This is a genomic window from Chryseobacterium sp. HNCC26DJ241 (assembly GCF_057180505.1).
The window spans coordinates 48,988-71,339 of the sequence record NZ_JBXUGL010000005.1; the positions used below are offsets into that span (position 1 = coordinate 48,988).

Sequence of the window (22,352 nt, forward strand, 5' to 3'; positions counted from 1 at the left end):
ACCGATAACTGACAACTAAAATTTCCTATCTTTGTTTCTATGACAGGAACAGCAGACAAAAGACTTTTTCTCATCGATGCTTATGCGATGATTTTTCGTGGATACTATGCACTTATCCGAAATCCGAGACTTACAAGTAAGGGATTGGATACTTCCGCAATTTTTGGATTTACCAATTCCTTGATAGAACTTATAAGAAGGGAAAAACCAACACATTTGGCGGTGGTTTTTGATGTAGGACAAGCCAGCGTGAGAACGGATGATTTTGCCGATTATAAAGCGAACAGAAGCGAAACACCCGAAGCTATAAAAATTGCTGTTCCGTATATTCACAGAATTTTGGAGGCTATGCATATTCCTATTTTGGGGGTGGAAGGTTACGAAGCAGATGATGTGATAGGAACTATTGCTTGCAAAGCAGAAAAAGAAGGATACACTATTTTTATGGTTACTCCGGATAAAGATTTTGCACAATTGGTTACCGATAAGATTAAAATTTACAAACCCGGTTTGAAAGGAGGAGATGTAGAAATTTTAGGAGTTGATGAGGTCAAAGCCAAATATGAAATTCAAGATCCAAAGCAAGTCATCGATTTTCTTGCAATGATGGGAGATGCAGTAGACAATATTCCCGGATTGGAAGGAGTAGGAGAGAAAACCGCTATGAAATTTCTGAAAGAATACGGAAGCATAGAAAATCTTTTAGCCAATACAGATCAGTTAAAAGGAAAGTTGAAAGAAAAAATAGAAAACTCGGCAGAACGAGGTATTTTATCAAAAAAATTAGCGACAATTTTGTGCGATGCTCCTATAGAATTCCATCAAGAACAATACGATTTGGAAACACCGGATTTTGAAAAAGTAAAAGAAGTTTTTGAAGAAATAGAGTTTCGGAGACTTTATGAAAATTTGTATCGAGCATTTCAGAAGTCGGAAGACGGAAGTCCCAAGTCTGAAGAAGGGGAATCTTCTAAAAACCAACAACCAACAACCAACAACCAACAACCAATACAGTTAGATTTATTTGCCAATTTCGAAGAATTGGAACAAGCTACTTCTACAAAATCTACCATTGAGCAAAACGATCATCTCTATCAGTTTATTGATACACCAAAAGCCCAGAAAATCTTAGTTGAAAATCTTTTGAAACAATCTGTTGTCTGTTTCGATACAGAAACCACTTCTCTTAATGAATTGGAAGCAGAATTGGTGGGAATGAGTTTTTCTTACCGAAAAGGTTTGGCGTATTATATTCCATTGTCAGAAAAAAGAGAGGAAGTTTTGGAAACGTTGGAAATTTTCAAACCATTTTTTGAAAAGAAAGATATTTTGAAAATTGCCCATAATCTTAAATTCGATTATAAAGTCTTAAAACAATACGATGTCAATATAAAAGGGGCGATGTTCGATACGATGATTGCACATTACCTTTTGAATCCTGATGGAAGACACGGAATGGATTATCTTTCAGAGGTTTATCTTAATTATAAGCCGGTTTCTATTGAAACTATTATTGGGAAAAAAGGAAAAAATCAAGGAAATTTCCGTGATGCCGATTTATTGACACAAACCGAATATGCTGCGGAAGATGCCGATGTTACTTTTCAATTGTATGAACTCTTTGCACCACAACTGAAAAAAGAAAACTTGGAAGAACTATTCTACAAAGTAGAAATGCCATTGATGGAAGTTCTTGCAAAAATGGAACTTGCCGGAATTTCTCTTGATGAAAACTGGCTGAAAAAAGAAAGCAAAGATCTAGAAAATGATCTTAAAAACCTGGAAATCAAAATTTTTGAACTTTCGGGTGAAGAGTTTAATATGAATTCTCCACGACAATTAGGCGAAATTTTATTTGAAAAATTGCAGCTTGATCCGAAAGCTAAAAAAACCAAAACCGGACAATACGCTACTTCCGAAGATGTTCTTCAGAAATTGGCTTCAAAGCATGAAATTATAAAATATATTCTTGAATACAGAACGTATCAGAAATTAAAATCAACGTATGTAGATGCATTGCCTTCACAGATTGAAAGAGACAATCGCGTTCATACGAATTTTTCTCAAACTACGGCTGCAACAGGACGTTTAGCCAGTGTGAATCCCAATTTGCAGAATATTCCGATCAGAACTTTGAGAGGGCAACAAATTCGAGGAGCATTTGTTCCTACTGAAGGAAAAAAACTGATTTCTGCCGATTATTCCCAGATTGAACTTCGCCTGATTGCAGAAATTTCGGATGAAGAAAACATGATAAAAGCATTTGAAAATGGAGAAGATATTCACGCATCTACAGCTTCCAAATTATTTAAAGTTCCTTTGGATGAGGTTTCAAAAATTCAGAGAAGTCAGGCAAAAACGGTAAATTTCGGAATTATTTATGGACAAGGCGCTTTTGGTTTAGCAGAACAAACCGGACTTTCCAGAACGGAAGCAAAACAAATGATTGATGCCTATTTTGAAACCTATCCGAAACTGAAACAATATATGGCTGAACAAGTTCAGAAAGCAAGAGAATTGGGATATGTAGAAACGATTTTGGGAAGAAAACGCCATTTGAAAGATATCAATTCCAATAATTTTGTAGTGAAAGGTCACGCTGAAAGAAATGCGATAAATGCGCCCATTCAGGGAAGTGCGGCAGATATTATCAAATTGGCAATGATAAAAATTGATGAAGAACTGGAAACTCAAAAATTGCAAACGAAAATGTTGCTTCAGGTTCATGACGAATTGATTTTTGAATCTCCAATTGAAGAAATAGAAATCGCCAAAAATTTAATAAAAACCGAAATGGAATCTGCCATTAAAACCAGAGTTCCGCTTTTGGTAGAAGTCGGAGTTGGAGATAATTGGTTGGAAGCGCACTAAAGTTGTTGGTTGATGGTTATCAGTTGATAGATTAAAATTATGAGCGAAAAAATTGTAATTATTGGAAATGGTTTTGATTTGAGGCATTTTTTGCCTACAAAATATAATCATTTGATTACAATTTTGCGGGTTATTGAAAACATAAATTTTGGTAACGAAAGAGAAAATGACTTTGATGAACTTTTTGGAACTTTATTTAAGGAAAAGGATGAATGGTTTTTTGAAAAAATTAATGAATATTACGAAACTAAAAATATTTATTTTGAAACTGAAAAATTAAAATCAATACAAGAACGAATAAAAACTAATAGCTGGTTTCAATATTTAAAATCTGTTGAAGATAACAAAATTGAAACTTGGATTGATTTTGAAACAGAAATAAATAGGATTCTAAAAATAATTACAGTTTTTTTTGAAAAATTTGACGAGAATAAAAATATTTTACATAAAAATCACCGTCAGTTTTCAAATTTTATATTAATGGAGAGTAATTACGATACTTTTTTCAAAAATAATGTTGAAAAAAATATTTTGACTAATTTTTTCTTCTTTGATTCTTTATCAGATAATAGGTTTCTTAAAATTAATGAAGATTTCTTTTTAATTATTGAAAAAAAAATTCAATATATTAAGGAGAAAGAATTTTTCGACTCAATATACAAATCGTTAGAGGAATTTATTGGAATTTTTAATGATTATATTATTTTCATTGTCAATAAATTTTATAGACATTTTAGAGAAGAGAAAAGAGAAAATTTTATTTTATTGAAATATTCATATCTATTTGATAAAGTGAAGCATATTTATTCTTTTAATTATACAAATACGTATCAAAATTTATATAAAAATAAAGAAGATATTCCCGAAAATTTTAGAGCTGTACTTGGTACAGATTTTTTTAAAAATGTTGATTTTTTACATGGTTCTTCAATTGAAAACTGGAATAATAATGTTGGAAATTTAAAAATGGTTTTAGGTGTAAATGATATTGATCCATTACTAAAAAATCATAAACTTTTTCAGTTTACAAAATATTTTCAAAAATTACATAAAGGCACAGACTATTTATTTTTAGATGAACAAATCCAAAACATAGAGGATGGAATGGTTTACAATGATTTTGAGTTTTATTTTTGGGGGCATTCACTTGATGTTTCAGATAAAGAATATATAAAAGACGTATTTAAGATTGTTAAAAAAAACAAAAGCTGTATTAAAATTTTCTATCACGATGTTTCAGGAAAAGCAGACCAATTAAAAAATCTTCTCAATATTATTGACAAAAATATCATTGAAAGTATGATGAAAAAAAAGACGCTGGTTTTTATTGAATCAACACCGGAAAACTTATTTAAAGAATTATGATAATCAAAACACCAAACACCAAACACCAAAAACTAACAACAATCAACCAATAATTAAAAATATGAAAGCAGTACTATTTTACGAGCACGCAACAGACAAAACAATGGAAGAATTTATGGAAGTTTTTCCAAGACATGAAGCATTTGAGAATGAATTCTTAAAAACAGGAAAAATTTTGGGAATTGGTGCATTTGCAATTCCGGGAGAAGGAGCAATGGCTATTTTCACAGACAAAGCTGCTGCTGAAGAATTTTCAAAAAACGACCCTTTCGTTTTGGAAGGTTGTATTGCAAAAGTAACCATCAAAGAATGGATGGATGAATTGGCGAAATAAATGAAATTTCTAATTATTATTCCTACTCACAACGAGGAACAAAATATTCTTTTCTGCTTGAAATCCTTGGAAAATCAAACTTTCAGGGATTTTAAAGTTGTGGTGGTAAACGATGGTTCTATCGACAAAACTCAGGAGATTGTAGAAGATTTTAAATTAAGATCAATCATCAATCATCAATTATCCATTATTAATTTAGAAAGATCTCAGCATCAGCCTGGTGCAAAAGTAGTTCGCACCTTTAAGAAAGGTTTGGAATCGGAAAATTTTGAAAATTTTGATGTCATTTGCAAATTCGATGCAGATATTATTTTTCCTGAAAATTATCTTCAAAAAATTTCCGAATTGTTCCAAAATGATCCGAAATGCGGTTTAGCAGGAGGTTTATTGTATATTGAAAAAAATGGAGAATGGATCTATGAAGGCAATTCCAACAAGCATCATGTTCGTGGTCCTTTGAAAGCGTATAGAAAAGAATGCTTTAAGGAAATTGGCGGTTTGAGGGAGACTTTAGGTTGGGACAATATTGATTCCACACTTCTTAAAAATCTTGGATGGAAAGAAACCGTATTGCCCGAATTGCATACAAAATTGTTGAAATATAAAGGAAAAGATTATTCTGTAAAGCCCTCGGAATACTACGGAAGATATTTTTATTTTTTGGGACTGAATCGTTTTCTCACCTACGTTTCAGCCTTAAAAGAAGCGATGCGAAATAAATCGTTTTCATTTTTCATCAAAATTGTATCGGAATATGAAAGATGCAAAAAGCAAAAATTAGAACTGAAAATAACCAAAAAAGAACAAGCTGTAATCAATGAATTTCGCTGGAAATTATTCAGGGAAAAATGGCTGAAATTTTAAACATAATGAAATTAAAACCAATATTTCTTTTTCTCTTCATATTGACATTTTCTGCTTTGTTTGCTCAGAAAAATGCAGATGCAATTATTTACAATGCAAAAATTTATACGGTAAACCGAAAGTTTGACATTGCGGAAGCCATGGCTATTTCTAAGGGCAAAATAATTGCGATTGGAAAAAAATCAGAGATTCTGAAAAAATTTGCTTCTAAAAATCAAATTGATGCAAAACAAAAATTCATATTTCCCGGATTTATCGATGCACATTGTCATTTTACAGGTTTTGCTTTGGACGGTTGGAAATGCGAACTTTGGGGAACAAAATCTTGGGACGAAATTCTGAAAAAATTGGAAGAATATTCTAAAAATGCTCCAATGGAATGGCTCTACGGAAGAAGTTGGGATCAAAATGATTGGGCTGTAAAAGAATTTCCAAGCAAAGAAAAACTGGACGAAATGTTTCCGAATCGTCCGGTTTATCTGAAAAGAATTGACGGACATGCTGCAATTGCCAATCAAAGAGCTTTGGAAATTGCAGGAATTACAACTGATATAAAAATGGAAGGAGGCGAAATCGAAAAGAAAAACGGAAAACTTACCGGAATTCTTATTGATAATGCCATGCTTTTAGTGGAAAAACACATTCCTGAAATTGATGAAGATTTAGCAGAAAAATACATTGCAAATTTGCAGAAAGATTGTTTGGGAAATGGTTTGACATCGCTTCACGATTGCGGAATTTCGGAATCTATGTTTGATCTTTTGTTTAAAGTTCAGGATGAAAATATTTTGAAAATTAAGATTTTTGCTTTGATGGAAAACAATCCGAAAACGTATGAAAAATGGATTTCCAAAGGAAGATTTACCAATGGAAGAATTACTTTTGGCGGATACAAAATATATTCGGATGGAGCGCTTGGTTCCAGAGGAGCTTGCCTTTTGCACGACTATTCGGATAAAAAAAATTGGAAAGGTTTTCTTTTAAGCGATCAAAAACAATTTCGTGAAATTGCCAATGAACTGATTAAAAGTAATTTGCAGATGTGTACACACGCAATCGGAGATTCTGCAAACCGAACAATGCTCAATATTTATGGCGAAGTTTTGAAAGGAAAAAACGACAGAAGGTGGAGAATTGAGCATGCACAAGTAATAGATGAAAAAGATTTTGATTTATTTGGAAAATTTTCAATAATTCCTTCTGTTCAGCCAACACATGCAACTTCTGATATGTATTGGGCAGAACAAAGATTGGGAAAAGAACGATTGAAAAATTCGTATGCTTATGAAAAACTTTTGCAGGAAAACGGTTGGCTTCCTTTGGGAACAGATTTTCCGGTGGAAGAAATCAATCCGTTGAAAACTTTTTATGCGGCTGTTTCAAGAAAAGATGCTTCCGGATTTCCGGAAAATGGCTTCCAAAAAGAGAATGCTTTAACGAGAGAACAAGCACTTCGTGGAATGACTATTTGGGCAGCAAAAGCAAGTTTTGACGAGAAAGAAAAAGGGAGTCTTGAGGTTGGAAAATCTGCGGATTTTGTAATTTTGGATCAAGATATTATGACAATTCCTGAAAATGAAATTTTAAAATCTAAAGTTTTGGAAACGTGGATTAACGGAGAAAAAGTTTTTGAAAAGCATTGAGAAAAATAGCTTACATAGAAATCGATACACACTCCGAAACCGCTTCCAATTTTATGGAGTTGATGGACGGTTCGCAAAAATTTGAAATCGATTATTTCTTTTCTCCGAAAATTTATAAAATCATTGGTAAGCAAAAACCGAATATTCATTATGTAGAGCCAAATTCAATACTTGAAAAACTCAAAACTGAAAAATATGATTTGATTATTATTGGAACAGTTCACCGGTATTTTCATATTTTTAAAGCCATTTGTGAGAAGTACAAAACGGCGATTTTGGTTCACAATCTCAATTTTTCCAAAGCATCAAAATTTAATTTATTTAAAAGTATTTTTAAAAAAGACCGAGTGTATCGATTGAAACTTTTGTTGAAAGAAGATTTGCTTTCCGTTTCCAAAGTTTATCAAAAAGCCTCAAAACTTTTGGTTTTAGACAAGTCGTTTGAATCAGAAAAATTCAATTATTTTCCATTATTTTTTACTAAATTTTCACAGGAAAATTCTTTAGCAAAAATCAAAATTGTAATTCCCGGAGCTGTTTCCCAACAAAGAAGAAATTATCTTTATGTTTTGGAAAAAATTAAAAATTTCAAAAATGAAATCGAAATTGTTTTTCTTGGAAAAGCTCAAGAGGAAGAATTAAATTGGCTAAAAAATGCAGAATCTCAGCTCCCGAAAAATGTTTCCATACAGTATTTTACAGAAAGAGTAAATTCCGAAAATTTTGATGGAATTATGAAAAATGCTTCACTTCTTTGGTGTCCTGTTCAGGAAAAAACGGAGTTTTTTAGCATGGAAGAAATATATGGAAAGACCAAAATCAGCGGAAATGTTGGAGATGCAATCCGGTTTTCAAAAAGAGCTATTTTTCCTAAAAGTTATCAATCTGATTTTCCTTTTATTATCAATGAAAATGAAGAAAATTTTGAAGGACAAATTTTGCAATTAACAAAAGAAAAATACAATTTTCAGGATTCTTTTTCCAAAGAAAAAATTTTAAAAGATATAGAAAACGTTTTGGAAAATCTTCTTGAAAATTAATGGCTATTCTAATTTTTTTTAACATTGATATTCAGTAATCTTCAGGATGCTTCGACTTCGCTCAGCATGACACTGCAAAAATAAAACAGTTAGTATTAGAAATGTCATGCTGAGCGAAGTCGAAGCATCTTTACACAATTCAAGAAGTTTTAGCAGTTTTTCAAATTAATTATAATTATCACTAAAATCTAAAAATACTTTTTATAAAATCTTTATTAATATAATCTTCTATCGGAAAGATATTCAGAAAATAATTTCCCACTAAAAAGAAAATCAAAACTACGGAAGGTTTGTAAATCAAATTCAGAAAGCTGTTGTGAAAATTGGGAAGAATAATAGCTACTGTAATAGCCAAAGTTCCGATAATCAAAGCATAAACCATCTCTATCGATAGAGGGAAAATCCGAAATTTCCAATAATTGAAAATAATTTTGGCAAGATTGAATAAAGTAAGGGAAATGGAAGTAGCCAAAGCAATTCCTATCAGTTCCAATTTTGTATTATGAAGAAAATAGAAATTCAGAACAATAGTAGTAATTGCTAAAAACATCATGATCACAATATTGAATCGGTAATATTTTGAAAGCGAAATAACGTGCCCGTTAAAACCCGTTGCCAAATCAAAAAGCATGGCAAATCCCAGAATCCAAATCACAGGTTCAGATTGTTTCAGAAGGTCGCCGTTTTTTATAAATTCTGCCAAATATGGAAACCCGACCAAAACGCAGGAAAGTAAAACCAAACCGATAAAAAAGAGTGATAAAGACGATTTTTTGTGAATTCGGTCGAGCTCTTCAAAATCATTTTCTGCAATAGTCTTGTTGATGATAGGTGCGGAAATATTATACAATCCCATTGATGGAATACTGATCAGCGAGATAATAGAGTAGAGTGTGCTGTAAACACCGTTGGCTTCAAAATTGATGAATTCGCCAATCATATAGCTGTCAATTCTCAGAGCAATATAATTTCCGATATTTCCGAGAAATCCGTAAAAGCTGTAATTCAGAACATTTTTCCAGAGATTATCTTTCTTAAAATATTTTGTACTAAAGTCGGGCTTTATTTTTTCCAGTTTGTTGGTATAGGAAATATATCCGAAAAGCCCAATAATAAAAGCTCCGATAAAAAATAAATAGGCTCCTTTTTCCGGAATATGAAAGAAGAAAAAAAGACAGAAAGCACCCAAATTGGCAACTTTCGGAAGAAGATTTTCAAAAATATTGGGAATTACAATTCTTTTATAATTGGATAAAAATTTATTGAAAACCGCACTTAACGCTAAAACCAATATTAATGGGAGAATCAGCCTTTTCATGCTCCACATTTCTGTGGTTTTCAGAATCGGGAAAAGCTCATTCAGTAAAAAATATCCTAAAATAAATATTGTGAAATTCACCAAAATTCCGACCAATGAAAGTGAAAGCATATTGTGATGCTTTCCATCCAAAGAAGTCTGACGGAAAAACTTGACATTTGAAAATGAAATCCCAAAAACTACAATTGGCAGCAACATTTCGGCAGTAGGAAGCACATATCGCAATTTTCCATAAAATTCCATATCATACGGAAATATAAAAATCGCGGAAAATGTACCCAGCAAAAAACCCAGATATCCAACAATCGAATATTTAAAACCCTGCCTTGCTACTACACTCATTAGTTCGGAATAAAGATAATATTGTTAATGTATTGGGTATAATTTTTCAGATTTTCAGCATTTTGTTTTTCAAGAAAATCTTTCGTCAGTTTTTTTAATTCCAATGAATTTCGATCAAGATAATGGGCGGTAAAATTCCAGTTTTCAATTTGTTCTATGAAACTCCAGACTGGTTGCTGATGATGTCTTTGCTCAATTTCGATCATCATGGTTGGTCGGAATTTTTTGATGGTTTTTTCGGCTCCTTTTATGGTTTTCATTTCATTTCCTTCCACATCTATTTTGATGAAATCCAGCTTTTTCAGATTTTGTGTTTCTACCCAATCGTCAAATTTTGTGACCTTTATTTTTTCAGTAACGGATTTTTCTTCGTTTTCTTCTTTTTGGGAAGTTTGCAATGTTCCGCGTGAATGAATTTCTTTTCCGTTGATGATAGGGATTTTAAATTCTGCTTCTGTGTTTTGGTCGGATAAAGCTAATGGAATCACATTTATTTTTGGAAAAATCCTCTTCAGTCTTTTGTATAAATTTCCGTTTGGCTCGAACGCGAAAATATTTTGTGAAGGAAGTATTTTTTCTACTTGAAATATGTAAATACCCAAATTAGCACCAATATCCACAAAAACATCATTTTTTTGCAGATAACCCAGAATCCAAAGTAGTTCTGGCTCTATTTTTCTTTCCAATACATTCTCTTTTGAAAGATTTTTAAGTTTTTTGAAAAACCTTTCTTTATAAAAAGAGGGAGATATGTATTGAAGTTGATCTGCTAATGAGCTGTATAGAGACATAGTAAGTTAGAATTCGGATGAATAGAATAGCAAAGATAAATCTTTTTGTTAATAAAATGTTAAATTTTAAGAAGAATTCTTTCACTCAAAGTAAATATTTATATTTGAAATTGTATTGATTTCAAAACGATTTTCTTATGAAAAAAAGTATTATACTACTTTCTCTGGCTTTTTTGACTTCCTGCAAAACAGCTACGAATATTTCTGATTCTAAAAAACCATTTGTTTGGGAAGGTGCAAATATGTATTTCCTTTTAACCGATCGTTTTAAAAATGGAGATAAAACCAATGACGTTGCTTTTGAAAGAACTGAAAAACCAGCTCTTTTAAGAGGTTTTGAAGGAGGAGATTTGCGGGGAGTCATTGAAAAAGTGGATGATAATTATTTTTCAAATTTAGGAGTGAATGCAATTTGGATGACACCGCTTGTAGAGCAAATTCATGGATATACAGATGAAGGAACGGGAAAAACCTATGCATTTCACGGATATTGGGCAAAAGATTGGACTACCCTTGATCCGAATTTCGGTAAAGAAAAAGATTTGCAGGAATTGGTGGAAAAAGCTCACAAAAAGGGAATCCGAATTGTGTTGGATGTGGTTATCAATCATACAGGTCCCGTTACACCCATTGATAAAATTTATCCTGCAGATTGGGTAAGAAGCGCTCCGCAATGTAAATATGACAATTACATCAATACAACAGCTTGTACATTGGTGGCAAATCTTCCAGATGTGATGACGGAAGAAAACATCAATGTCGGACTTCCGAAAATGCTCGAAGAAAAATGGAAAAAAGAAGGACGATACGAAGCTGAAACGAAAAGCCTGAACGAATTTTTTGCAAAATATAACTTCCCGAAAGCTCCGAAATATTACATTATGAAATGGCTTTCCGATTATATTAAAAAATATGGAGTAGACGGTTTCCGTATAGATACCGTAAAACATGTGAATGAAGATGTTTGGAAAGAATTTCAGAGAGTTTGTCAGGATGCTTTTGACGAATACAAAAGAAATAATCCTTCCAAAGTTTTGGATAATAATCCGTTTTTTACAGTTGGAGAAGTATACGGTTATGGAATTTCCCAGAAGAAAATTTATGATTTCGGAGATAAGAAGGTGAATTATTTCAATAATGGTTTTGAAAGCCTAATCAATTTTGAATTTAAAGGTGATGCCAATAAACCGTATGAAGAAATTTTTTCAAAATATTCAGGAATTTTAAATTCTGACCTGAAAGGTTTTGGCGTGATGAATTACATTTCTTCTCATGATGACGGTTGGCCTTTCGATAAAGAACGGAAAAAAACTTTTGAAGCAGGAACTAAATTATTGCTTTCTCCAGGAATTTCCCAAATTTATTACGGAGACGAAACTGCACGTCCATTAATTGTAAACGGAGCAGAAGGTGATGCCAATCTTCGCAGTAATATGAATTGGAATGATATTCAGAATAATCCTGAAACTAAAAAATTATTGGAGCATTTTCAGAAATTAGGAAAATTCCGTGCGAATCATCTTGCAGTTGGAGCAGGAGTTCATCAGATGATTTCAAATTCACCGTATTGGTTTTCCAGAGTTTACGAAAATAAAGGTTTTACGGATAAAGTAGTGATTGGTCTCAATTTGGATAAAGGAACTAAAGAAGTAAATGTAACAGGAATTTTTGAAAATGGAGATAAAATCCGTGATGCATATTCCGGAGCTTCGATGTCTGTTATTGACGGAAAAGTATCGTTAAATTCCAATTACGAAATTGTATTACTGGAAAAAGTAAAATAATATAAAAGAGGCTGTCTCAAAAGTCATAAAATTTAGGATTTTGTCATTTCGACGAAGGAGAAATCTTTTGTAAATCAGTAAAATAGATTCTTTACTTCATTTCATTACGTTCTGAATGACACTTTGGAAAACAGCCTCTTTTTTTTAAAGAAAAGGTGCTTCCAGAAAATCATTTAACGGTTTTATGGATTTAAAAATTTTTGCGAAATTTTTCACAGCTTTTGCATCCGTCAATTCTTCATCGGAAACAGGATGAGAGACCACAAAATGTTTTAACTTCAGATATTCTGCCATTGGATCTTCTTTTTCAAAACCTTGTGGAACTTTCTGGAGTTTGTTTTCCACACTCAATCCTCTGAAATTATTCCGAAAATCTTTTTGCTCGAGAATTTTTAAAAATTCATCACCATTCATAGAAATTTCTTTTCGGATTTCCTTGAGAACTTTTGGATCAGGTTGATAAACTCCACCTGCAAGAAAAGATTTTCCGGGTTCGATATGAAGATAATATCCCGCAATCTTATTTCCTTTTCCGATTCCCAAACTCGCTCCGAAATTGGTTTTGTATGGAGATTTATCTTTAGAAAAGCGTGTATCTCTATATATTCTGAACATGGATTTTTTGGCATCCATTTTCCCAACTTCTTCATCAAAATCGGCAATTTCTTCAATTAAGTTTTCAACAAAGACTACCACATCTTCATGAGCTTCCGTATAAAGGTTTTTGTTTTCGGTGAACCAATCTCGGTTGTTATTTTTATCTAAATTTTTTAAAAATTGTAGAGTAGAGGATTTCATAAGTTATAATTTTATTAATTGCGAATTTTAGCCTGAGGTTCTCGAAGGCTCATAAAAATACAAAAATCCTTAGATTTTTTCCATATTAATTATTGATTGGGGAATTTTCTTTTAGAAAGATTAGGAAGATTTTCCCATTCATCATTGATGATGGCTTCCTTTTTCTTTCTACTCCAACCTTTTACTTGCCTTTCAAAAGCAATAGCCTGATAAAAATCGTCAAATTCTGTATAAAAGAGAACTTCTACTGGTCGTCTGGTAAAAGTATAGGAATTAGGATCATATCCATTTTGGTGATAAAGAAATTTAGTTTCCAAATCATCAGTTGTACCGGTGTAATAAGTATTATCTGAGCAAAGCAGAATATAAACGTAAAATTTTTTCAAAGGTGTTTTTCTTCAAAATTAATCTTTTTATTTTTAATGAAAAAGCTTTGCTTTTGGCTTTTTTTGAGCCTTCGAGAACCTCAGGCTGATATTTTTCGGATAAATTTATTTTTTGGAATTTTAATGGCTTTTTAATTAAAAATTTCATCTAAAATAAAATCCGTATCTTTGCAGCTGAAAATTTAGACGATCTTTAAATGAATTTATTTACGGAATCCAATTTAAGTCCTGAAGTTCTTCAGGCGATTGGCGAACTCGGCTACGAACAGCCGACAGAAATCCAAAAGCAGACTATTCCTTTTATTCAATCAGACATTCGCGATCTTATCGCACTTGCGGCAACAGGAACAGGCAAAACAGCAGCATTTTCGCTTCCGATTTTGGATATGATAGACGACAATAGTCGTAAAATCCAATTATTGGTGCTTTGCCCGACTCGAGAACTTTGCCTCCAGATCACTAAAGACATCAAAAATTACACGAAATACCTGAAAAACATCAAAACTACAGCAGTTTATGGTGGAAGTAGTATTATGGAACAAATTCGTTCCCTGAAAGAAAAACCACAAATTATTGTAGGAACTCCGGGACGTGTAATTGATTTGATTAATAGAAAAGCATTGGATTTTTCATCTATTCACTGGTTGGTTTTAGATGAGGCAGACGAAATGCTTTCTATGGGCTTCAAAGATGATCTGGAAACTATTTTGAGTGAAACTCCTGAAACAAAGCAAACTTTTTTGTTTTCAGCTACTATGAACAAAGAAGTAGAAAGGATTTCTAAAAATTATCTTACAAAGCCTCACAAAATTTCTGTAGGTTCTATCAATGCTGTGAAGAAAAACATTGCCCACGAATTTTATGTAGTAGGGTACAGACAGAAAAAAGAAGCATTGAAACGTTTGATAGACGCAAATCCAAACCAATATTCCATTATTTTTTGTAGAACAAGAATGGAAACTCAGGAAGTAGCAGATTTTTTGATGCAGAACGGTTATGCAGCAGATGCACTTCATGGCGATCTTTCTCAAGCTCAGAGAGATACGGTAATGAAAAAATTCCGTCTCAAAAATATAGATATTTTGGTTGCAACGGATGTTGCAGCGAGAGGTTTGGATGTGGATTCTTTGACACACGTGATTCATTATTCGCTTCCTGATGATCCGGAAGTTTTTGTTCACCGAAGCGGAAGAACAGGTCGTGCCGGAAAAGACGGAATTTCTATGGCATTAATAAAGCCTGAAGAAACCAGAAAATTAAAACAGATCAAGTCTTCTACAAAAATTGAAATTACCGAAAAGCAAATTCCGAAAGGTGAAGAAATTGTTAAAGCTCAGGTTGCCGGTGTTTTTGAAAGTCTTTTCACAGAACATGAAGATTTCTTTGAGTTTGATGACAGCCTAATTCCTGATTTATCACAGTTCACAAAAGAAGAACTGGTGCATCAATTGCTACAATTCCAACTGAAAGATTTGGCTCAGTATTATAAAAATAGAAATGATCTTTCCGTTCAGAGACTTTCCAAAGAAGATGATCTTCCGCAAAGCAGAAGAGAAAGAAGAAGAGATGACAACAGAAGTGGAAGAGATCGGGATGGAAGAAAGGGAAAACACAGAAATAATGAAAATATGCTTAGATTTTTCTTTAATCTTGGAAAACGCGATCAATTGAAAAAAGTAGACATGCTTGATATCATCAATAAAGCTACGGCAAAATCTAAGAAACGTGCAGATATTGGAGATATCGAAATTTTAGATAAGTTTACTTTCTTTGAAGTGGATAAGAATTTTAAAAATGAAATTCTTTCTAATCTTCCAAGTATGAAATTCAAAGGGAAGGAAATGAGAGCAGAAGTTGCGAACTAAACATGAGCACAATGATATTTTAAACAGCCTTTTTTGAGGCTGTTTTTTTATTCTTTTAGAAAAAATTAATTCTATTTTTGTAAAAAATAAATCGGTAATGTTGGAAAAGTTCGCTTTTTTATTTTTATTCTTGTATGCTTTTCTAAATGCACAAAATGATGGTTTCAAGGATCATATTTCTAATTTTAATATGACTTCTTTTACCTACAAACATAATAAAAAATGGTCTGCATATATTGAATTGCAACAGCGTTCTATTCAGGATTTTATGCTTCCGGATTATTACGAAATCAAAGGAGGAATTGGGTACAACCTCAATAAATCCAACCAGGTTTTTATTGGAATTGGGAAATACGGAACATACAGAGACAGCAAATTTTATCAGCGAGAAAATCGGCTTTGGCTGCAATACGTTTTCTCACAAAATATCTCACGTTTGAAGATCGACCATCGTGTTCGAGCCGAAAAGCGTTTCTTTTATTTCCCACAACCTGATATAAAATCAAATGACGAAAGATACCGATATCGTCTGTCTTTAACATTGCCTCTGAATAATAAAAAAATGCAATCCAAAACGTTTTTTCTCAATACTTTCGATGAAATTTTTGTGGGACCAAAAGATCCGTTTTTTAAGAGAAACCGATACTTTGCAGATTCGGATATCAGATAGATGATTTTATGGTGACTAATTTTGGATATATGTGGCAAAGAGAATTTTCTGCTAATGATATTAAAAACTATCACTTTGTCTATTTCGGACTGAATTTTACATTCGATAGATTAAAAAACAGTGAGTATCGGGAAATTCCGGTAGTTGATTAAAATCACCATCAATGTTAATAAAAATTAATATCGGAATTTTTAAGCTATGCTTATGAATTCTCATATTTGCATTACTAAAACTCTAAAATTAAAATTAAATGGGAATCGGGAATATTTTCAAAGCTTTCCAGCCTAAAGACAAGGTTTTCTTTGTTTTGTTTGATAAAGTAGGACAAAATCTTGTAGAGATGTCAAAGTTTTTCCATGAAGGAATTCAGGAATTTGATCAAAATGATGATACTTTCATGAGTAAAATCAGTGATTTCGAACACACTAATGATGAGCTTACTCACCAGATTTTTGTAGAATTAGGACAAAATTTTATTACTCCTTTTGATAGAGAAGACATTTCATTGTTGGCAAATCGCCTTGATGATATTGCGGATTATATGTTTGCTTCAGCAAAATACATATACCTTTATAAAACCCCTGAAACGAAGGAATATGCAGAGTTTTCACTTCTTATTCATAAGGCTTGCCTTGAAATTCAGAATGCATTGGGGAATTTAAAAGATTTTAAAGATCCTGCTGCTGTAAAAGAATCTTGTATCAAAATCAATTCTTATGAAAATATAGCTGATGATGTGCAGAGTAATGCTTTGATGAAACTTTTTGAAACCAATGATCCTATCAGAATTATCAAAGTGAAATCTGTACTTAATTATCTTGAAGAAGTAACAGATAAAGCAGAAGATGTAGCCAATATTCTGGAAAATATTGTGATCAAATACGCATAATTTTCAACCAATTATTTTAGAATGGATCTACCTGTACTTCTGATCGTTATTATTGCTCTTGCCTTAATATTTGATTATATCAATGGTTTTCACGATGCAGCCAATTCTATTGCCACGATTGTTTCCACAAAAGTTTTAACGCCTTTTCAGGCTGTACTTTGGGCGGCACTTTGGAATTTTGCAGCATTTTTTGTAGCAATGTATATAATTGGAGAATTTAAAATTGCTAATACTGTTGCAAAATCTGTGAATGAAGAATTTATTACCCTTGAAGTTATTTTTGCAGGCCTCATTGCGGCAATAGCTTGGAATTTACTGACTTGGTGGTTTGGAATACCCTCATCATCTTCTCATACATTAATTGGCGGTTTTATAGGATCTGCGTTAATGCATGCACTGGTAAAAGAGTATCATTATATTTCTGTAGAAAATAATACACTTGGTTTGTTTCAGAAAATTATTGAGGCTTTTAAAGGTTTAATGCACCAAAATGTTGTAAAATATGATTATGTAATTCCTATTTTCCTATTCATATTTTTAGCACCTTTTATTGGGATGTTTATTTCTGTTATTATTACATTAATAATTGTAAGGATAAGTAAGAATTCTCACCCTTATAAAGCAGATAAAATTTTTAAAAAATTGCAATTAGTTTCCTCAGCGCTTTTTAGTTTAGGACACGGAACCAATGATGCCCAGAAAGTAATGGGTATTGTAGGAGCGGCAATTATTTACTATCATGTACAAATGCTTCATGATCCTGTTTATATAGCAATGGAAGGAAAAGAGCAGTTCAGATATTTTGTTGAACATTATTGGTGGGTTCCGGTAGCCTCTTTTATTATGATTGCTTTAGGAACTATGAGTGGCGGTTGGAAAATTGTAAAAACAATGGGAACAAGAATTACAAAAGTAACACCACTTGAAGGGGTAAGTGCAGAAACAGCAGGAGCAATTACTTTGTTTTTAACAGAGCATTTTGGTATCCCTGTTTCTACTACTCACACTATTACCGGATCAATTATCGGGGTTGGTTTAACAAAAAGAGTTTCTGCAGTACGTTGGGGAATTACGGTAAGTTTGCTTTGGGCATGGATTCTCACGATTCCGATTTCTGCAATCGTAGCAGGTATTACGTATCTTTTAGTTATTCTTATAACCTAAAGTTACGTTCATAATAGTATGATTATATAAAAGTTTTGTCTTCTTGACAAGGCTTTTTATTTTTTTAAGCATTCAAAAATTGTATTTTTGCAGGAAACCAAAACATATTCATGGAATTTTTAGATCAGTATCAGGAAATAGTAGCAACAGCAATAGACAAATATTTGTTCAAAGACAAACCTAAGGAACTTTACGAACCTATGAACTATATTATTTCGCATGGAGGCAAAAGGCTTCGTCCGATTATGGTTTTGATGGGTTGCGAACTTTTCGGAGGCGATATTTACAAAGCTTTGAAACCGGCTCTCGCTATTGAATATTTTCATAATTTTACTCTGATCCATGATGATATAATGGACGAAGCTCCACTTAGAAGAAATGTTCCGACTATTCATACGCTTCATGGTACTAATACAGCCATACTTTCCGGAGATGGACTTCTTTTAAAAGCATACAAATTTTTTGAAGATCTTGAGCCTGAACTTTTTAAAGCCTGCATCAGAGTTTTTACACATACCGGACTTTTATTGTGCGAAGGACAGCAGTATGATATTAATTTTGAAACTCAGGAAAATGTAACGTATGAGGATTATATCCGAATGATTACCTATAAAACCGGAATTTTAAGCGCATCTTCTTTTGAAATAGGAGCTTTGATAGCAAAAGCCAACTTCTCCGAAGCAAAGGCATTATTCAATTTTGGAAAACATATCGGTATTGCTTTTCAGATTATGGATGATTATCTGGATGTTTTCGGAAATCAGCGTCAGTTTGGAAAAAAACATGCAGGAGATATCTATGAAAATAAAAAAACGGTTCTTTATCTTTTAGCTAGAGAACATGCAACTCCTGAAGAAAGAAAAGAATTGGATTTTTGGTATTCCAAAAAAACAGACAATATTGATAAGGTTTTTGGTGTGGAAAAGATTTTCCGCAGAACAAAAGTAGATGAAAAAACACTTCGTCTTGTTCAGAAACATAATGAAATCGGACAAAGTTATTTGAAAAAGATTAATGTTCCCGAAGAAAAGAAAAAACCTTTTATCGAATTAGCTAATTATTTGTTGAGAAGAGAAAGCTAATTGATTTTGATATGGTGATTTGCTGATATGCAGATCACAATCACGTCGTCATCACCAAATCAACTATGAAATTCCGAACTGAGGTACATATCGAAGATTCTGAAAAAAAAATAGAAATTGAAGATAAAATATTTTCAATTGGTTCCTGTTTCGCTTCAGAAATTTCAGATTTGTTGGGCAATGGTCAATTACAAACATTGAATAATCCTTTCGGAACTATTTTCAATCCATATTCGATCAATCATGCAATAAAAAAATTGCACGATTCTCAATGGTATTCGGAAGAAGATTTAGTGACATACAATGATGCATTTATTTCGCTGGATCATCATACGAAATTTGATTCCGAGTATATACATCAGACCTTAGAAAAAATAAATGCCGAAATCGAAATAGGAAATACTTTTCTTCAGGAAACCAACTGGGTTATTATAACATACGGAACTTCTTTTATTTATGAATTTCTTCCGAAACAAAAATTAGTAGCCAATTGCCATAAAATTCCACAGAAATTTTTTCAAAAAAGAATGCTTTCACATTTGGAATTGACGGATTCTATCTACGAAACGATCATTAATCTGAAAGACATTTGCAAAGATGATGCTCAGATTTTGTTCACCGTTTCTCCGGTTCGTCATACAAAAGATGGAATAGTTGAAAATCAGCTAAGTAAGGCGAAATTAATTACGGCTATTCACGAAATGATTCCGCAATTTGATAACTGCAATTATCTTCCAATTTATGAAATTTTAATGGATGATCTGCGAGATTACCGTTTTTATAAGGATGATCTTATCCATCCGAATTCTCAGGCAATACACTATATTTTTGAAAAATTTGGAAATGCTTATTTTTCAGAGGAAACGAAAGCATTTATTACCGAAAATTTTAAAATTTATCAGGCTTTACAGCATAAAACATTAGACAGTAAAAGCCCGAAACATCAGGAATTTTTGCAAAAATTGAATTTGAAAATCGCTGAACAGCAAAAAAAAGTAAAACATAAAATTTTTAGTTGATAGTAAATAGTTGTTGGTTATGGAATTTTAACTGATAACTAACAACAGTCCACCAATAACCAAAATGATAGATACACATACACATTTATATTCCGAAGAGTTTGATTTCGATAGAGCAGAAATAATTCAGCGTGCTTTGGATAAAGGCATTACAGAATTTTATCTTCCAGCCATAGATTCTGAAAGCCACGAAAAAATGTTGGCTTTAGAAGCTGAATATCCGGAGAAAATTTATTCAATGATGGGGCTTCATCCGTGTTATGTGAAACCGGAAACTTGGGAAAAAGAACTCGAAATTGTAAAAAAATATATCGATGAAAGAGATTTTCCTGCCATTGGCGAAATAGGAATTGATTTGTATTGGGATAAATCTACTTTGGATATTCAGATTAGAGCTTTTGAACAACAAATTGATTGGGCTATTGAAAAAGATTGGCCAATTGTAATTCATACCAGAGAAAGTTTTGATGAAGTTTTTGAAATTTTGGAACGTAAAAAGCATTCTAAACTTAGAGGGATTTTCCATTGTTTTTCGGGAAATTTGGAACAGGCAAAACATGCTATTGATTTGAATTTTCTTCTCGGAATTGGTGGAGTAGTGACCTTCAAGAACGGAAAAATAGATCAATTTCTCCATGAAATTCCACTGGAAAAAATCGTTCTGGAAACAGACTCTCCCTATCTTGCCCCAGTTCCGTTTCGTGGAAAAAGAAATGAAAGTTCTTATTTGGATTTAGTTGTCGGAAAATTGGTCAATATTTATGGAAAAGATTTCTCAGAAATTGATAGGATTACTACTGAGAATGCTAAAAAAATATTCAATTGAAAAAGCCAAAATTCAATTTGGCTTTTACTTTTTTCTTCTGAAAAATTTCTTTTTCTCGTTTTGCTTTTTCAATTGAGTTTTTGAAGGAGGAGTTCCGACAGCAACCGGTTTATTATTACTATCTCTTTTTTGTTCCACCAAATTATCAGTATGAAACGGATGGTCTTTTGCAACCGGAATTTTCTTTCCGATTAGTTTTTCCGTATTTCTAAGATTGGCTAAATCAAGTCCATCTACAAACGAAAAAGAAGTTCCTTCAGCTCCAGCTCTTCCTGTTCTTCCGATTCGATGTACATACGTTTCGGAAACATCGGAAAGTTCATAATTTACAACATATTTTAGATCATCAATGTCAATTCCTCTTGCTGCAATATCAGTCGCTACCAACACTCTGGTTTTCTTGTCTTTAAAATTGTTGAGAGCATTTTGCCGTGCATTCTGAGATTTATCTCCATGAATTGCTTGTGCAGAAATATTAGATTTTATCAGTTTTTTTACAATTTTATCGGCTCCATATTTTGTTCGGGAAAATACTAAAACATGATCCAATTTCGGATCTTGCAAAAGATGGATCAGCAAATCGGTTTTATTGTCTTTTTCTACAAAATAAATACTCTGATTGATGGTTTCCGCAGTTGAAGAAACAGGTGTAACTTCCACTTTTACAGGATGGTGTAAAATTTCATGAGCCAGATTTGCAATTTCTTTCGGCATAGTTGCAGAAAAAAACAGATTTTGTCTTTTTGGTGGCAAAAGTTTTATGATTCTTTTCACATCATGCACAAATCCCATATCCAGCATTCTGTCTGCCTCGTCCAAAACAAAAATCTGTAAATGATGAAGTTTTACAATTCCTTGTCCAATAAAATCGAGCAATCTTCCCGGAGTTGCAATTAAAATATCCACTCCTTTTTTTACATCTTGTTCCTGTTGGTGCTGTTTTACACCCCCGAAAATAACCAGAGTTTTCAGATTGAGAAATTTTCCGTATGCCTGAAAATTTTCTTCAATCTGAATGGCAAGTTCACGGGTTGGAGTAAGAATTAGAGCTTTTATTTGTTTGGAATGCTCTTTATTTTCAGTTAAATTTTGTAAAATGGGAATGGCAAATGCTGCGGTTTTTCCTGTTCCTGTTTGTGCACATCCTAGCAAATCTTTTTTTTCTAAAATGGAAGGAATGGCTTTTTCCTGTATTGGTGTTGGATTTTCATACCCTTCTTTCTGAAGTGCATCAAGAATAGGTTTAATGATTTTTAAGTCTGTAAATTTCAAAGAAATAATATTTTAAATAAAAAATCCCT

Annotated in this window: 20 protein-coding genes; 15 read left to right on the top strand and 5 right to left on the bottom strand. The window is 32.6% G+C overall.

Going from position 1 to position 22,352, the window contains the following annotated elements; all coding sequences use genetic code 11:
- Positions 1-39: 39 nt before the first annotated feature.
- The 6 genes from polA to AC2A1C_RS04890 all read left to right on the top strand — a co-directional run bounded on the left by polA (position 40) and on the right by AC2A1C_RS04890 (position 8,117).
- Positions 40-2,871 carry a DNA polymerase I gene (gene polA / locus AC2A1C_RS04865; protein ID WP_484023950.1) on the top strand — a complete coding sequence of 944 codons (2,832 nt, stop codon included), beginning with the start codon at positions 40-42 and terminating at the stop codon, positions 2,869-2,871.
- A gap of 39 nt (positions 2,872-2,910) precedes the next feature.
- Positions 2,911-4,236 carry an AbiH family protein gene (locus tag AC2A1C_RS04870; protein ID WP_484023952.1) on the top strand — a complete coding sequence of 442 codons (1,326 nt, stop codon included), beginning with the start codon at positions 2,911-2,913 and terminating at the stop codon, positions 4,234-4,236.
- Between the two features lie 61 nt (positions 4,237-4,297).
- Positions 4,298-4,570, top strand: a complete 273-nt coding sequence (locus tag AC2A1C_RS04875) for a YciI family protein (protein WP_484023954.1) — start codon at positions 4,298-4,300, stop codon at positions 4,568-4,570.
- Positions 4,571-5,434: a glycosyltransferase family 2 protein gene (locus AC2A1C_RS04880; RefSeq protein WP_484023956.1), complete on the top strand. Its 864-nt coding sequence runs from the start codon at positions 4,571-4,573 to the stop codon at positions 5,432-5,434.
- A complete protein-coding gene (locus tag AC2A1C_RS04885; RefSeq protein ID WP_484023957.1) occupies positions 5,419-7,077 on the top strand; it encodes an amidohydrolase in 1,659 nt (552 codons plus the stop codon). Before AC2A1C_RS04880 ends, AC2A1C_RS04885 begins: the two co-directional genes overlap by 16 nt.
- Complete coding sequence (locus AC2A1C_RS04890; protein ID WP_484023958.1) at positions 7,074-8,117, top strand: hypothetical protein; 1,044 nt, start codon at positions 7,074-7,076, stop codon at positions 8,115-8,117. Before AC2A1C_RS04885 ends, AC2A1C_RS04890 begins: the two co-directional genes overlap by 4 nt.
- Before the next feature lie 181 nt (positions 8,118-8,298).
- Here AC2A1C_RS04890 and AC2A1C_RS04895 read toward each other — a convergent pair whose 3' ends face one another.
- The gene (locus AC2A1C_RS04895; RefSeq protein WP_484023960.1) at positions 8,299-9,777 is read right to left on the bottom strand and encodes a lipopolysaccharide biosynthesis protein; all 1,479 of its coding nucleotides are present in this window, start codon (positions 9,775-9,777) and stop codon (positions 8,299-8,301) included.
- Positions 9,777-10,568 (bottom strand): FkbM family methyltransferase, encoded by a 792-nt coding sequence (locus tag AC2A1C_RS04900; RefSeq protein ID WP_484023961.1) that lies wholly within the window; start codon positions 10,566-10,568, stop codon positions 9,777-9,779. The genes AC2A1C_RS04895 and AC2A1C_RS04900 overlap by 1 nt, the downstream gene beginning before the upstream one ends.
- Positions 10,569-10,705: 137 nt before the next feature.
- Here AC2A1C_RS04900 and AC2A1C_RS04905 point away from each other — a divergent pair, with 137 nt between their 5' ends.
- On the top strand, positions 10,706-12,352 hold the full coding sequence (locus AC2A1C_RS04905) for an alpha-amylase family glycosyl hydrolase (RefSeq protein WP_484023963.1): 1,647 nt from the start codon (positions 10,706-10,708) through the stop codon (positions 12,350-12,352).
- 144 nt (positions 12,353-12,496) lie between these two features.
- On the opposite strand, the gene AC2A1C_RS04910 is transcribed toward AC2A1C_RS04905, so the two are convergent.
- The gene (locus AC2A1C_RS04910) at positions 12,497-13,150 is read right to left on the bottom strand and encodes a DUF2461 domain-containing protein (RefSeq protein WP_484023964.1); all 654 of its coding nucleotides are present in this window, start codon (positions 13,148-13,150) and stop codon (positions 12,497-12,499) included.
- Positions 13,151-13,239: 89 nt separating this feature from the next.
- On the bottom strand, positions 13,240-13,536 hold the full coding sequence (locus AC2A1C_RS04915) for a GIY-YIG nuclease family protein (protein ID WP_484023965.1): 297 nt from the start codon (positions 13,534-13,536) through the stop codon (positions 13,240-13,242).
- Between the two features lie 197 nt (positions 13,537-13,733).
- Between AC2A1C_RS04915 and AC2A1C_RS04920 the strand changes: the two genes are divergently transcribed.
- From AC2A1C_RS04920 to AC2A1C_RS04955, 8 genes are all read left to right on the top strand, one after another.
- A complete protein-coding gene (locus AC2A1C_RS04920; RefSeq protein WP_484023966.1) occupies positions 13,734-15,401 on the top strand; it encodes a DEAD/DEAH box helicase in 1,668 nt (555 codons plus the stop codon).
- Between the two features lie 97 nt (positions 15,402-15,498).
- Entirely contained in the window at positions 15,499-16,071 is a 573-nt protein-coding gene (locus tag AC2A1C_RS04925; protein ID WP_484023968.1) for a DUF2490 domain-containing protein, read from the top strand.
- An 8-nt stretch (positions 16,072-16,079) separates the two neighbouring features.
- On the top strand, positions 16,080-16,223 hold the full coding sequence (locus tag AC2A1C_RS04930; protein WP_484023969.1) for a hypothetical protein: 144 nt from the start codon (positions 16,080-16,082) through the stop codon (positions 16,221-16,223).
- Between the two features lie 98 nt (positions 16,224-16,321).
- Positions 16,322-16,960, top strand: coding sequence for a DUF47 domain-containing protein (locus AC2A1C_RS04935; RefSeq protein ID WP_484023971.1), 639 nt, complete (start codon positions 16,322-16,324; stop codon positions 16,958-16,960).
- 21 nt (positions 16,961-16,981) lie between these two features.
- The gene (locus tag AC2A1C_RS04940) at positions 16,982-18,124 is read left to right on the top strand and encodes an anion permease (RefSeq protein ID WP_484023972.1); all 1,143 of its coding nucleotides are present in this window, start codon (positions 16,982-16,984) and stop codon (positions 18,122-18,124) included.
- Between the two features lie 110 nt (positions 18,125-18,234).
- Positions 18,235-19,206, top strand: coding sequence for a polyprenyl synthetase family protein (locus tag AC2A1C_RS04945; protein ID WP_484023974.1), 972 nt, complete (start codon positions 18,235-18,237; stop codon positions 19,204-19,206).
- Positions 19,207-19,271: 65 nt separating this feature from the next.
- Positions 19,272-20,225 carry a GSCFA domain-containing protein gene (locus AC2A1C_RS04950; RefSeq protein WP_484023976.1) on the top strand — a complete coding sequence of 318 codons (954 nt, stop codon included), beginning with the start codon at positions 19,272-19,274 and terminating at the stop codon, positions 20,223-20,225.
- Positions 20,226-20,289: 64 nt separating this feature from the next.
- Entirely contained in the window at positions 20,290-21,051 is a 762-nt protein-coding gene (locus AC2A1C_RS04955) for a TatD family hydrolase (RefSeq protein WP_484023978.1), read from the top strand.
- A 24-nt stretch (positions 21,052-21,075) separates the two neighbouring features.
- Here the strand turns inward: AC2A1C_RS04955 and AC2A1C_RS04960 are convergent, their stop codons facing one another.
- Positions 21,076-22,323: a DEAD/DEAH box helicase gene (locus AC2A1C_RS04960; RefSeq protein ID WP_484023980.1), complete on the bottom strand. Its 1,248-nt coding sequence runs from the start codon at positions 22,321-22,323 to the stop codon at positions 21,076-21,078.
- Between the last annotated feature and the right edge of the window lie 29 nt (positions 22,324-22,352).

Bases quoted from the DNA above. Each gene is read 5' to 3' on its own strand.
- AC2A1C_RS04905 (WP_484023963.1), top strand. From the start codon at position 10,706: ATGAAAAAAAGTATTATACTACTTTCTCTGGCTTTTTTGACTTCCTGC.
- AC2A1C_RS04900 (WP_484023961.1), bottom strand. From the start codon at position 10,568: ATGTCTCTATACAGCTCATTAGCAGATCAACTTCAATACATATCTCCC.
- AC2A1C_RS04895 (WP_484023960.1), bottom strand. From the start codon at position 9,777: ATGAGTGTAGTAGCAAGGCAGGGTTTTAAATATTCGATTGTTGGATAT.
- AC2A1C_RS04955 (WP_484023978.1), top strand. From the start codon at position 20,290: ATGATAGATACACATACACATTTATATTCCGAAGAGTTTGATTTCGAT.
- AC2A1C_RS04870 (WP_484023952.1), top strand. From the start codon at position 2,911: ATGAGCGAAAAAATTGTAATTATTGGAAATGGTTTTGATTTGAGGCAT.
- AC2A1C_RS04880 (WP_484023956.1), top strand. From the start codon at position 4,571: ATGAAATTTCTAATTATTATTCCTACTCACAACGAGGAACAAAATATT.
- AC2A1C_RS04910 (WP_484023964.1), bottom strand. From the start codon at position 13,150: ATGAAATCCTCTACTCTACAATTTTTAAAAAATTTAGATAAAAATAAC.
- AC2A1C_RS04925 (WP_484023968.1), top strand. From the start codon at position 15,499: ATGTTGGAAAAGTTCGCTTTTTTATTTTTATTCTTGTATGCTTTTCTA.
- AC2A1C_RS04945 (WP_484023974.1), top strand. From the start codon at position 18,235: ATGGAATTTTTAGATCAGTATCAGGAAATAGTAGCAACAGCAATAGAC.
- AC2A1C_RS04940 (WP_484023972.1), top strand. From the start codon at position 16,982: ATGGATCTACCTGTACTTCTGATCGTTATTATTGCTCTTGCCTTAATA.
- AC2A1C_RS04930 (WP_484023969.1), top strand. From the start codon at position 16,080: ATGGTGACTAATTTTGGATATATGTGGCAAAGAGAATTTTCTGCTAAT.
- AC2A1C_RS04885 (WP_484023957.1), top strand. From the start codon at position 5,419: ATGGCTGAAATTTTAAACATAATGAAATTAAAACCAATATTTCTTTTT.
- AC2A1C_RS04935 (WP_484023971.1), top strand. From the start codon at position 16,322: ATGGGAATCGGGAATATTTTCAAAGCTTTCCAGCCTAAAGACAAGGTT.
- AC2A1C_RS04920 (WP_484023966.1), top strand. From the start codon at position 13,734: ATGAATTTATTTACGGAATCCAATTTAAGTCCTGAAGTTCTTCAGGCG.
- AC2A1C_RS04875 (WP_484023954.1), top strand. From the start codon at position 4,298: ATGAAAGCAGTACTATTTTACGAGCACGCAACAGACAAAACAATGGAA.
- polA (WP_484023950.1), top strand. From the start codon at position 40: ATGACAGGAACAGCAGACAAAAGACTTTTTCTCATCGATGCTTATGCG.
- AC2A1C_RS04950 (WP_484023976.1), top strand. From the start codon at position 19,272: ATGAAATTCCGAACTGAGGTACATATCGAAGATTCTGAAAAAAAAATA.